At 56.5% G+C, this 12590-nt stretch carries 10 protein-coding genes; 6 read left to right on the top strand and 4 right to left on the bottom strand.

What is annotated here, in order from left to right; all coding sequences use genetic code 11:
• Positions 1 to 24: 24 nt before the first annotated feature.
• On the bottom strand, positions 25 to 927 hold the full coding sequence (locus tag FHT78_RS09960) for a sugar phosphate isomerase/epimerase (RefSeq protein WP_183743000.1): 903 nt from the start codon (positions 925 to 927) through the stop codon (positions 25 to 27).
• 11 nt (positions 928 to 938) lie between these two features.
• A complete protein-coding gene (locus FHT78_RS09955) occupies positions 939 to 1973 on the bottom strand; it encodes a Gfo/Idh/MocA family oxidoreductase (RefSeq protein WP_183742998.1) in 1035 nt (344 codons plus the stop codon).
• A gap of 289 nt (positions 1974 to 2262) precedes the next feature.
• Between FHT78_RS09955 and FHT78_RS09950 the strand changes: the two genes are divergently transcribed.
• Positions 2263 to 3309 (top strand): substrate-binding domain-containing protein, encoded by a 1047-nt coding sequence (locus FHT78_RS09950; protein ID WP_183742996.1) that lies wholly within the window; start codon positions 2263 to 2265, stop codon positions 3307 to 3309.
• Between the two features lie 95 nt (positions 3310 to 3404).
• Here FHT78_RS09950 and FHT78_RS09945 read toward each other — a convergent pair whose 3' ends face one another.
• Positions 3405 to 3998 carry a transglutaminase-like cysteine peptidase gene (locus tag FHT78_RS09945; RefSeq protein WP_183742994.1) on the bottom strand — a complete coding sequence of 198 codons (594 nt, stop codon included), beginning with the start codon at positions 3996 to 3998 and terminating at the stop codon, positions 3405 to 3407.
• Positions 3999 to 4686: 688 nt separating this feature from the next.
• Here FHT78_RS09945 and FHT78_RS09940 point away from each other — a divergent pair.
• The 4 genes from FHT78_RS09940 (at position 4687) to FHT78_RS09925 (ending at position 8904) form a co-directional block, all read left to right on the top strand.
• On the top strand, positions 4687 to 5763 hold the full coding sequence (locus tag FHT78_RS09940) for an O-antigen ligase family protein (protein WP_246715220.1): 1077 nt from the start codon (positions 4687 to 4689) through the stop codon (positions 5761 to 5763).
• Between the two features lie 254 nt (positions 5764 to 6017).
• A complete protein-coding gene (locus tag FHT78_RS09935) occupies positions 6018 to 7226 on the top strand; it encodes a polysaccharide biosynthesis/export family protein (RefSeq protein ID WP_183743491.1) in 1209 nt (402 codons plus the stop codon).
• Positions 7227 to 7462: 236 nt separating this feature from the next.
• Positions 7463 to 7987 carry a hypothetical protein gene (locus FHT78_RS09930; protein ID WP_246715216.1) on the top strand — a complete coding sequence of 175 codons (525 nt, stop codon included), beginning with the start codon at positions 7463 to 7465 and terminating at the stop codon, positions 7985 to 7987.
• A gap of 146 nt (positions 7988 to 8133) precedes the next feature.
• Positions 8134 to 8904, top strand: coding sequence for a hypothetical protein (locus FHT78_RS09925; protein ID WP_183742988.1), 771 nt, complete (start codon positions 8134 to 8136; stop codon positions 8902 to 8904).
• A gap of 14 nt (positions 8905 to 8918) precedes the next feature.
• On the opposite strand, the gene FHT78_RS09920 is transcribed toward FHT78_RS09925, so the two are convergent.
• Positions 8919 to 9896: a metallophosphoesterase family protein gene (locus FHT78_RS09920; RefSeq protein ID WP_246715214.1), complete on the bottom strand. Its 978-nt coding sequence runs from the start codon at positions 9894 to 9896 to the stop codon at positions 8919 to 8921.
• Between the two features lie 369 nt (positions 9897 to 10265).
• On the opposite strand from FHT78_RS09920, the gene FHT78_RS09915 reads away from it, so the two are divergent.
• A complete protein-coding gene (locus tag FHT78_RS09915; RefSeq protein WP_183742986.1) occupies positions 10266 to 12566 on the top strand; it encodes a polysaccharide biosynthesis tyrosine autokinase in 2301 nt (766 codons plus the stop codon).
• The last annotated feature ends 24 nt before the right edge of the window (positions 12567 to 12590 follow it).

Raw genomic sequence — 12590 nt, 5'->3', positions numbered from 1 at the left:
GTCCTCCGTGCCGGCCATGTTTCCTCACACCGGATCGACGACGAAATCGCCGCCCCGGGCATGCTTCAGATGATTGAGTGCATAGACCTGGCCGGTCATTTCCAGGGCGTCACGATAGACCGGGTCATGCCAGCCTTCGATATCGATGGAGCCCGACCAGCCGGCAAGCCGCAGTTCGGAAATGATGTCGGTCCAGTTGCTGTCGCCGAAGCCCGGCGTGCGCATGAAGACGAACTTTTCCTTGCCGAAGATGCCGTGTTCCTTGATCACATCCCAGCGGATCGTCGCATCCTTGCCGTGGACGTGAAAGATCTTGCTCGCCCATTTGCGGATCTGCGGCAGCGGCTCGATCAGATAAACCATCTGATGGCAGGGCTCCCATTCCAGGCCGATATTGTCGTCGGGCGTCTCGTTGAAGAGCAGCTCCCAGGCATCGGGATTATGAGCGATGTTCCAGTCGCCGGTCGCCCAGTTGCCATCCATGGCGCAATTTTCGAAGGCGATCTTGATGCCCTTATCGGCGGCGCGCTTGGCAAGTTCGCTCCAGACCTGCTTGTAACGCGGCAGGCTCTCAGTCAGCGGCTTGTTGCGGATGCGGCCGGTAAAGCCCGCGACGCAGGTGGCGCCGAAGTGATGGGCGTTATCGATGCAATCCTTCCATCCCTGCAGCGTCTGCAGGTCCATATCCGTCTCCTCCAGCGGATTGCCGAACATGCCAAGCGTCGAGATGGTGATGTCGCGATCACCGATCGCTTCCACGCTGCGCTTGCCGAGTTCTGCGAGATCCTGGCCGTTGGTGGTCTGCCAGAAGAAGGGCTCGAAGCTTTCGAAACCCATATCGGCGATCTGGGCGATGCGCTTGTCGGCGCCGCCCTTGGAGGCGCTGACCATGGTACCGATGCGAATGGCTTTGGCGGGATTGCTCACGTCATCTATCCTTATGCTGAAATGTCAACGCGACGCCCGGTCTTGGCACTTTCGATTGCGCCGAAGACCATGGCGAGGCTTCTGATATTGTCGGAGCTGACCGTCTCCGGCCGCTTTCCGGTGCGGATCGCCTCGACGAAGCTTGCGATCACGCTCGCATGGCCGTGGGTTTCCTCGACACGTTCCGGTGCGGGAACTTCGACGGGTGAAAAGCCGCGGAGCAGGCCCGCCTCGTTGCCGGCGACAGCAGCCTTGAACCCATCCTCGCCATCCCAGGTCAGCATTCCCTTCGAGCCGACGATCCGCCACTGGCTTTCCCAGCTCGTGCGCTCACCTTCGGCACACCAGGAGCCACGATAGGTGAAGACCACGTCGTCGGAGAATTCGAAGGTCGCGTTGGCAGAAGCGCCATGCCGGTACCAGGATCCTTTGGGATTGCGCTCGACGCAGTAGACGGCGAGCGGCTTCTTGCCGGCCACGTAGCGGGCGGCATCGAAAGTGTGGATCGCCATGTCGAGGAGCAGGACATTATCCATCTCTTCGCGGAAGCCGCCGAAATGGGGAGCAATGAAGAAATCACAATGTATGCCGGTCAACTCGCCGATCGCCCCGCTTTCGACGAAACGGCGCAGGCGGCGGACGCCGGAAATGAAGCGACGGTTCTGAATGATCGCGTGGATCTTGCCGGTTTCGGCGGCGAGATCGATCAGCGCCGCCCCTTCTGCAAGCGAGGTTGCCATCGGCTTTTCAGAGAGCACATGGCAGCCGGCCTTCATGGCCGTCGAGACGACATTGAAACGCGCAGCCGGGATAACGACGTCGAAGAGGATATTGGCTTCGGTCTGATCAATGATCTCAGCGAGATCCGTGCCGACCCGAGCCGCTCTCAAACCGAATTCCGCGGCGAGCGCTTCGGCGGCAGCCGGATTGACGTCGACCAGGCCGACGATCTCGATTGCCTCGGCAAGATCAGGCGTTTCCTTGATAGCACGCAGCCAGCCTTTAGACATAGCTCCGCACCCGCACAGAACGGCATTCAATTTCACGATTTCCTCCAGCGGTGCGCTTCAGATTCCTCCCGAAACGCCTTCCGTAAACGTTTACGATACTAAGCGGAAACGTTTACTGCTGTCAATGCCTATGCCGGTAGCTCAAATACTGCGAAAAATCGCAATGCGAACGGGCGCTTAGCCAAAAACCTTTCGCAATGCAGCACTATTTTATTTGAAGGGTTTTGCAAAATGGCGCCTCTTCCTCGCTGTGGCGCTTTCCGTAAACGTTTTCTCATGGCAATAAGATCGGATAACACACGTTCCGGAAGAAAGATCGCCGCAGATGAAGGGTATCCGCCAGCTCGCAGAACATCTCGATGTATCCATCGGGACGGTTTCGCGCGCGCTGAACGGCAAGGCTGATGTCAATGAAGAGACGCGAAAGCGAGTATTGGCCGCCGCCGAAGAGTTTGGCTACGTCGCCAACCAGTCTGGCCGCAGCCTTCGCCAAGGCACGACCAACGTTATCGGCTTGATGATCGAGACCAGCAAGGAAACGGTCGAAAATAGCGACAACTTCTTTCTCGGAGTGACGGGCGGGCTGCAGAGCGTGTTTTCACGCCACAAGCTCGATCTCGTCATGCTCCCCTGCCCGAGCGACGAGGACCCTTACGAATATTTGAAGCGCATGGTGGCGCGCCGCGTGGTCGACGCGATGATCATCTCCGCGACACAACGCATCGACAAGCGCATCGATCTGCTCGTCAAGGCAAAAATCCCCTTCGTCGCGCTCGGCCGCAGCTCTTCCGGCGGCGGCAACTTCACCTGGATCGACCTTGATTTCGAAGGTGTCGCGACCAGCGCCGTCGACCGGCTTGTCGCCAAAGGCCATCGCCGCATCGCGATCGCCGCTCCTTCGGGCGAGATCAATCTCGGCTATATCTTCGTGGACGCCTATCGAAAGGCTCTGGAGACGCACGGGATCAAATATGATCCGAAGCTGGTGATCCGCGTGAAATCAAGCGAACAGGGCGGCTACCAGGCCGGCCAGGAGTTGCTGCTGATCGAAGACAGGCCGACGGCTATCATTCTCATCTACGAACTGATGGCGATCGGCCTCTATCGCCGCCTTGTCGAAGCCGGCATTGTCCCAGGCCGGGATCTCGCTGTCATCGGCTTTCGCGAGGAACCACGCGCAAAATTCCTGCAGCCGACGCTGACATGCTTCCGCATGTCGCTGCCTGACCTCGGCGCGGCACTTGCCGAAACCCTGCTTGCGGCCATGCCGGCCTATTCCGAGATCTACCGAAACGGCGCTCGCAACCGGATTTGGCCGCTGGAGCTTGTGCCCGGGGAAAGCGATGCTTTTTTCACAGAACCTAAAACGTGACGCAATGTGCGTCGCTCGATCCATGTTTCTGACAAGAGACGAACGGTCTCACGCAAGCCCCCTATGCCGCCCGTCTCGTCGGCGGCAGATTTCAATCAAAGTTGGTACCAAACGCGTGGGTTGTCGCCCGACTGGATCATCAGCCAGCGAAGATCCGTATCCCTCCAGCCCTTGATCGCGTTCGAGCGGTTGTCGAGCACCAGGTCGCCCTGATCGGTCTTGACGACGAGAACCGCATGACCTTCGCCGGCGGGCGTCTTGGTCACGGCGATCCGAAGCGCTTTCGCTGACCAGCCCATGGCGATGAGACGGTCACGCTTCGTCAGCGCGAAATCTTCACAGTCGCCGGATTTCACATTCACCTGCCAGACATCGCCCTGATCGGGCCTGTCATTGACCGGCCTGATCGAGCGGTTGACGGAGGCGTTGACGGCCCGAAGCTGCTTGTCTGCGAAAGGGCTCAGGAAGATTTCGGACGCGCCGCCGCCAGCAGCACATTCAGCCGGATTCTGAGCGCAAAACATCACATGCGCGAAAGGGGCTGAAGTGCGGCGCCTCTCCGAGATATAGCTGATTGCCGGCGCTGTCTTCAGCCCGCGGGCAAAGCCGGCCGGACCAGCAGCCTCAGCAGTCTGAACTGCAAACAGAGATGCAAGCGCCACCGTCGCAATCAGTGCATGCTTGAACATTTTCTTACCCCGCTTCGACGACCGCGGCGCGGTCAGATGCACATGCCGGTTAACCCGGTTTCTAATCCTTAGGCTGAAGCTCTAGCCAGCTTTGACCAATGACCGGGACCATACGGGGAAGGAATCTCGATCCCTTTAAATCGATCCGAACAATTTTAATGGATCCCGTTTTTGGCGGCAGTCGAACGCACGTTGGCCGCTTCCAATCCGAATGCCGCATCGGCATAGGACAGGGTTGCAAAGTCCGATTAATTCTTGCAGAGACAGGCGTAGCGGTGCCGGAGGGGCGACCGCTATCTAAAAAGTTAGTCACGTGGCTGTAACGGACAGATTGAAGACCATTTTTGCCGGCCTTTACAGCACTCTCGTGCTGGCTGCCGTCATTCCGTTCGGTCTCGTCGACGCCAGACCTTTCGCCGCGGTCGCCATCTGCATGTTTGCTCTGAGCGCAGCCTCCTTGCTGCTATTCGGAGAGCCCCGGCGCGGCCGCTGGGTCTTCGTCTTTGCACTGCAGCTCTTCATCGTCACCTCGGCTTGGATCGTTATCCAAACCGTCCACCTACCCTGGCCCTCTCTCGTCAATCCAATCTGGAAGGACGCAAAACTGCTCGCTGGCGCATCGAGGGATACGATTTCGGTCGCGCCGGCCGACACACTCGCCTCCCTCCTTTATATAGCGCTGCCGGCCATGACTTTTTTGACCGGCCTCATCATTGCCGATACAGACAGGCGGGCGCGTCGCATCTTAGTCACGCTTGCCATTGGTGCAGGCTTGATTTCGCTGTTCAGCCTCTGCCAGTTTTTGATGTTTCCAAAGATGTTGCTGACCGAGAACAAGCGGTATTATCTCGACAGCCTCACCGCCGTCTTTGTCAACCGCAACACGGCAGCAACCTTCCTGGGGGTTGGTTTTCTGCTGCTTGCAACATTCGCTTCGGAAAACGGCCGCGCCTATTTCGGTTTCTCATCCGCTCCCTCCGGAAGTTTCAACGAACGCCTGGCTTTCTGGTTTTTCGCCGGCCTTGGCCTTTGTTGCCTGACCGCTTTGATGCTTACTCAATCCCGCGCCGGGCTTGCCGCAACGGGCATCGGCTCCCTCCTGTACCTCCCTTATCTTGCCAGCCGGTGGAAGGGCAGACGCTCAAGGCTTTCCTCTCGAGCGAGCAGATCGCTGACTCGGAAATGGCTGCCCGCAGCCGGTGCAATTGCCCTCATTCTCGTTTTCGCGATCATTTTTGGCGGGAGAGCGATCTTGCGCGCTGACCAGAAGGGGGCGGACGACGACCGCTTTTGTGTATGGTCGGGTACGATGAACGCTCTCTCTCAGAACTGGCTGCAGGGGACCGGGTTCGGCACGTTCCGCACCGTCTTTTCGGCCTATCGTACGCCCGATTGCGGGATCGGTGGGATTGTCGACAGGGCGCATAATTCCTACTTGGAAGGCTTCTTGACGCTTGGGATCATGTTCCCGATCGTCGTTATCCTGATTTTTCTCGTCCTCGCGCGTGTTTTTTGGGACGGCTACCGAGCTCGTCGTCGTCAGAGACACTATCCAATTCTAGGTTGCGCCTCGGTTCTATTGGTGGCGACACATTCTGCTATCGATTTCTCGATTCAGATTCCCGGTTTTGCCATCTTCTTCACGGGCCTTCTGGCGGCGGTCATTTCAATTTGCTGCAGTCGCGAAGAAAGAGTCAGCGAAAACAATAGCGACGTTCCGGCCGGGCTGCGAATCGAGCGCTCGGCTGAGATTTTTGAAATATGACCATTTGAAGGCTGACATCACATAAAATCACCATCAAGAAGACTCCAAATATTCGTTCTAGTTGTATCCGAATTACTGCAGAATCCTTACGTATCGCGCCCTGCTAATTTACCATAACCGAGAGAATGCTAGTTGCCCTATTGCCACAATAACCTTCTGTTAGGTATGCAGCAGCTGGCGGGGTCGGATATCTACTTGTCTTTTAAGCTAGCACCGGGCTAAACGGTTTCAGTGCTATACCAGATAGGGTCATGATGGGCATTCCTGTAACTCGACGCGGCGGCATCATTGTATCGATGCTGATCGCGCTTTCCAGCTGCACTTCTCTCCCTCGGTCCGGTCCGGACCATACGGAAATCGACCGCGCTGCAGCAATTAAGGTCACGACACCCAACCGAAAGGTTGGCATCGACTACGTGCTGATCGACTTAAACAAGGGAATTTTACCCTATTTCGACAAGATCCCGACGAGCTCGCTGCGCACCGGTTTCGGCGGTGGTCGCGGTGGAGCCCCGGATATCCCGCTTGGTTTCGGCGATGTCGTGCAGGTTTCAATTTTCGAAGCTCAGTCGGGGGGGCTTTTCATTCCGTCCGACGCAGGCAGCCGTCCCGGCAATTATATTACCTTGCCTCAGCAGACGATCGACAAGGCTGGTACGATCAGCATCCCCTACGCAGGCCGAGTTCCCGCCGCCGGCCGCATGAAGGAGGAAGTCGAGAAGGATATTGAAGACCGGCTGGCAAGCCGTGCTATCGAACCTCAAGTGGTTCTCACGACCAGCGGCAGCCGTTCCGCTGAAGTGGCCGTCGTCGGTGACGTCAACAATCCGCAGAAGGTCGTTCTTTCGCCGGCCGGTGATCGCATTCTCGATGCGATTTCCCAAGCGGGCGGCCTCACGACGCCGAATATTGAAACCAACATCACATTGCAGCGCCGCGGCAAAACGGCAACTGTCGCTTACGAAACTCTGTTGAAGAATCCGTCCGAGAATATTTTTCTCGCGCCGGGCGACACCGTTTCGGTCGAACACGAGCGCCGGACGTTCATCGCGCTTGGTGCATCCGGCGTCAACAATCGCATTGATTTTGAGGATTCAAACCTGACGCTCGGCGAAGCTATGGCTAAGGCCGGCGGCCTCGTCGATACGCGCGCGGACCCGCGGGAGGTCGTGGTTTATCGTAAGGTCGACCGCGGCATTCTCCAGCGTCTGAACATCGACACCAGCCGCTTCAAGGGCGACCAGGTGCCCGTCATCTTCCGGGCGAACCTGCGCGATCCGGCAACCTTGTTCGCGGTTCAGGAGTTCCGCATGATGGACAAGGACGTACTGTATATCTCCAACTCGGATTCTGTTGAGCTCGTGAAGTTCCTCGACGTCCTGAACTCGGTTACCTCCACGGTCAGGGGCGTTTCCAATGATGCCCTCGATACCCGCGACGCCGTCCGAGATCTTGGGAATTAAATATATCGAGTAATACTTGGAGAACCTGATATCGAACGGGCTGGTGCGTAACGGAACTTATGTTATGAGTTCCGTTATCTTTCAGAGTCCGTTGTCTTTAAGAGCCCTGGGGTATGATAAATACAAGTAATCTAGTAAAAGGCACGGCCGCCTTTGCATTCGGCGCTCTTTCCTTTGCGACTTCGTCTTTTGCAGGTAGTTGCATTTTGCGTCCAGGCGCGGCGAGCAGTTTGCAGATGGACGCCTTCAAAGCCGCTCCGGCAAGCATTCTTGTGGGCAATCCATCCGACGGTCTGCTCGCTGGCTCAGTTCGCACTCTCGCAGCAACCGAGACAACCCTGACGGCAACGCTGCTGACGCTGGCAGCCGACCCAGCAACAACGGATGCTCAAAGAGCAGCTATCGGCGCCGGCCTCGGGCGCGCCGTCAACGTTTGCCGTCCGCTGCACTCCGATCTCGCTGACGAGATTGCGGCAGCTGTCGCAGCGGCAATCGTCAGCAACCCGGCGCTCGAGAGCTTCCGCACGGCATTTGAAGCTTCGCTGACCGGCCAGACTGCTGTTGCAGCACTCGGTGGCGCGGGCGCAGGCCCTGCAGGTGGCGGTGATATCAGCGGTCTTGGTGCATCAGGTTTGGGCGGACCGGCAGGTGGCGCGAATAGTGGCGGCGCTACCCAGGGTGGGGGTTCGCTCCAGACGGGCGCTTCAGGCGGCGGCAATTTTACGACTATCCTCAACAATTCTGTCAGCGGCAGTATCTAATCCGATTTCAAAATTGGCGTAGTGCATTCAGGAAGGGCCGTTCGGCCTCTCCTCTTTTCCCTTCATTTAAAGAAAAGCTCCTATCTCGCACGAGCCATGCAGGCGGTGGAGCCGATCGTTCCTGAAGCAGGTCGGACCCGTAGGACATGTCTCATCACGTCAATGCAAGCAGACAAACGCGGCGAAGAGCCGCGGCCCCGATCGCGCTGCCAATTCCTTCTCCCTTAGCCCTCCTTTTCATTCTGACTGCCATCACGTTGCTCACCTTTGCCGTTGCCGATCTCAGGCAATCGGCACGATTTGCCGATATCTTTCTCGTCGCGACGAGACTTGAGCAATCTGAACAGGTAAGCCCTGAAACGCTTGCAAGGACGGCCGCCGACACTGACACGATCGTCTCCGGGGATTATTGCCGCTCCGATATAGTTATGGCGGGCACGACACTCGTCCTGAATAGGCTGGATACGGCCGATGAGATCACCGGCTACGAGGCATGGGCCAAGGCTGCAGACGACGCCGCGCGATATATGCGCCACGCCGTCTCCTGCATGCCAACGGAAAGCAATCTCTGGCTCCGGCTTGCGATTGTTCGTGCCGTAATCGCCCAAGAGCCAAAATCAATTGCCCGGCTGATGACGATGTCAGCGCGGCTCGCGCCTGCGGACGAGCTCGCCCTTCTCGCCCGCCTCTACTTCTGGAACCATCTGAACGTAACAACGCTCAAAAATGCGCGAACCACCGTCGAGAGCGATGTCGGCCTGCTCTTAAAGGTTGGAGATTCACGGAGAGTAGCGCCCGCATTGAAGAGGATCAGCCCTGCCCTGCTGCCCTATGTCAAGCAGGCCGGTATGCAATTGCCAGCCAGCAAAAAGGGCTCACTCACGTGGTTCGGTTTCAGTCTCGACAAACTGCCGTGAGGTAAGCAGCCGCTTCAGCGCAACACGATTGCCTGGCGGTTCATGATGCGCAGCACCGTCAACTTACCGGTCGCAAATGCCCCGGTATCGATGGCGATACGGCCATTACCAAAAAAAGGTTGAGCGACAGGCGTATGACCATGCACCACAAGCAAAGGCAGCTCGGGCCCTCGCGTTAGAAAGGGTTCGCGAATCCAGAATAAATCTCTGTCCCTTTGCTCAGAAAGAGCAATGCCAGGCCGGATCCCAGCATGCACGAAAACAATGTCCCCCACTGTGACCATTGATGGCATCTCAGCCAATAGTTTTTTATGATGAGCTGGAATGGCATCGCTGATTGCACGCTCTATCGCTCTCTTGCTGCCGTGCTTCAGCAAATAGGTGACATCGATCCCGTATGACTTGAGCGTTTCCATGCCGGCAAAGCGATACCAGCTCGGGAACAGGCCCGGCTCCTCGAGCAATCGTAGAAATGCATCGTCGTGATTGCCGCACAACGTAACCTGTTTAATATTTTCTGGGGTTGGTTTACAGAGATGCTCAACAACGTCCTTGGAGGATGAACCACGGTCTACGTAATCTCCGAGCATGACTATCAAAGCGGTGCCTGTGCATCTTGAGAAGTCCTCGAATATCTTCCGTTCTGCTTCGAGAAGTTTGCTGTAGCAGCCATGTATGTCGCCGATAGCATAGATGGCAGAGAAATCAGCCGCGTCGAAATGGAGCCTTTGCCGAGGTTGACCGCGAACCGCCAGAAGAGGCGTTCTTTTTCCTGTAAGCTTCTGAAACACCCCAAATAGAGTTGGCTTTATAGAGCTTTGGTGGCGCTTCGCGTGTGAACTTGGCATGCTATTTTTGATCCTCATGTCCTTATATTTGTCGGTCTCAGTTGGACTTGTCGCGCGCGCAATAAAGATCTCTTTGTCAGTGGAGTTTGCAGGCATTTCACGTTCGAAAATCCACGAAAACCAGTAGCAGTTCTCAAGACGCAATCCAGAATAAGCCTAAAGATATTTGCTTTTTCCAGGATTTACATGATTTCTCTTGGTAAATCGGTCCACCATCGCCGTTCACTACATGGAGATACTATGTGCATGCCGGCCAGAGAAAGTTACATCCTTCCAACAAAATTCGAACACGTTGAGGTGTCACAGCGACGTTGCAGCAAGCTTGGATAATCACTAAAAATCATCGCGGTGCAAACTCGGCGTTGGAGCGGATTGACGGTATTGCAGTCGGAGCACTTTGTCCTGTTTGAGCTTAAATATTGATTGACGCTATCCCTTCATGTAGCGTGCGCCCACTTTCGATTGGCTTCCTGGAAGCGTTTGATAGGCGCACCTACAAGACCTTTCACCGATATGACTCAACTCAACGGAGGCTCCGGATTGCTTTCACCAGATAAGGTCACGGAACACACAAACGAGGAGTGGGAGCACTCTGAATCGGGGAGCACTATTGATGTCGAAAAGTTGATTGCGATTGCGGCACGCCAATGGCGTCCGGTCGCGCTCTCCGCGTTTCTATTTATCGTCCTGGGAATTATCTATATTGTTACCGCGGTTCCCAAATATACTGCTTCAGCAAGCGTGCTTATCGACCGTGGCAACAGCGAACTCCTGAGCCAACTTTCCAACGCCGGCGTTCCTGTAGAGGATGACTCGTCGGTGTTAAGCGAAGTGGAGCTTTTCAAATCTGATTCAATCAGCTCCGCCGTTATCGACAAGTTGAAGCTGCTGGATGACCCTGAGTTTTCCTCGCCGGACAACTCGCCGATTGCCATGCTTCGTTCATTGCTTAAATTCCGCAGCTGGTTTGCAAGCGACGACGTCGATGCCGATGATATCGACTCCAAACGGCGTGATGCGGCTCAAAAGCTCACCGACAATATGGATGTTGATCGGGTTGGCCGCACCTATGCTCTCTCGGTGAGTTACACCTCGACCTCGCCGGATCTGGCTGCCAAGATTGCCGGCTCAATTGCTGATGCTTACCTCGTGGATAAGCTGAACTCGAAATACGAGGCGACACGGCGCGCCAGCGATTGGCTCCAGGAACGAATAGACGAGTTGCGACAAAAGGCGCTCGACTCCGATCTTGCGGTCCAGAAATTCCGCACCGCACACGGGCTGCTTGCCAGCGGTGGCCAATTCCAGCTTCTCAGCGACCAGCAGCTTTCAGAGCTGACGACCCAGCTTATCTCGGCACAAGCCGAAACGGCAAAGGCGCAAGCAAAATACGACCGCGTCAAATCGATCATCGACAACAAGCGCACGGATGCAATCGTAACCGATGTTCTTGATAATTCGATTTCCAACGACCTGCGAAAAAAATATCTCGAAGCATCGAAGATCGAGGCTGAGATATCTGCCCGTCTGGGGCCAGATCACATTCAAGCGGTTCGTTTGCGGAGCGAAATGGCCGAATATCAACGGCTGATGTTCGAAGAACTTAATCGTATCGCGGAAAGCTATCAAAGCGAGCTCCAGGTCGCGCAAACCCGCGAGAAGGCCCTTCAGGCAAGTGTCACGCAAGCAAGCAGCGTATCGGCCACCGCCGGCGAAACGCAAGTGCAGTTGCGCGAACTCGAGCGCACCGCCGATACCTATCGGAATCTTTATCAAACTTTCCTTGCTCGCTTCCAGGAGGCAACCCAACAGCAGACCTTCCCAATCACGGAAGCGCGCGTCATTACCAAACCACAGGTACCGACATCCGCCAGCGCGCCGAAAAAACCCCTGGTGCTTGCTCTTGCCCTGGTACTTGGCTCACTCGTCGGCGGCGGCATCGGAGCCTACCGCGAATTCCGCGACCGCTTCTTCAGAACAGGCGATCAGGTTCGGGATGTCCTGTCGCTGGAATATATCGGCCATGTACCGGCCATCGACGCGAAGGAAGCCGCGAGCGGCGCCAGCGAAGTAGAATCGACCCGCGGCGTGCAGACCGGCAACGGCGTTACCAATTACGTGGTCAACCACCCGCTGTCGGCTTTCGCGGAAACAATGCGCAGTGCGAAAATCGCTGTCGACATGGAAAACCCGAGCGCCCGCAGCAAAGTCATCGGTGTCATCTCCTGTCTTCCGGGTGAAGGTAAGTCCACTATCGCGATTAACCTTGCTCAGCTCCTCGCGATGCAGGGCGCTCGCACCCTGCTGATCGACGCCGACCTTCGCAATCCAGGAGCAACACGCGCCATCGGTCGGCATGCCGAACAGGGCATTCTGGAGGCGTTGCTGGAAGGAAAGCCGCTCAAGGATCTGCTGCTTCTCGATAGCAAGACAAGGCTTGCCTTCCTGCCGGCTGTGGTCAAGCGTCGCGTGCCCCATTCCTCTGATCTGCTCTCTTCATCCATCATGGCAAACATGCTGGAAGAACTGAAAGCACATTTCGACTATATCGTTCTCGACCTGCCGCCGGTTGGCCCGGTCGTCGATGCCCGTGCGATCAGCCCGATGCTCGACGCCTCGCTCGCCGTCATCGAATGGGGCCGTACCTCGCGTCGCGTCGTCCGCACGACCTTCGCAGTTCAGCCGGAACTCATGCAAAAGTGCATTGGCGTCGTGCTGAACAAGGTCGACACGGAAAAACTAAAGCTCTATCGCACCTACGGTTCCGGCGAGTACTATTACAATCGCTATTCCGCCTATTACCACGAGGCGTAGTAGCGCTTTTCAGCGAAATCTGAA

It is taken from the genome of Rhizobium sp. BK196 (assembly GCF_014193255.1).
GTDB lineage: Bacteria > Pseudomonadota > Alphaproteobacteria > Rhizobiales > Rhizobiaceae > Rhizobium.
Note: the sequence above shows the minus strand (reverse complement) of the source record. Positions and strands in the feature narration are given on the sequence as shown.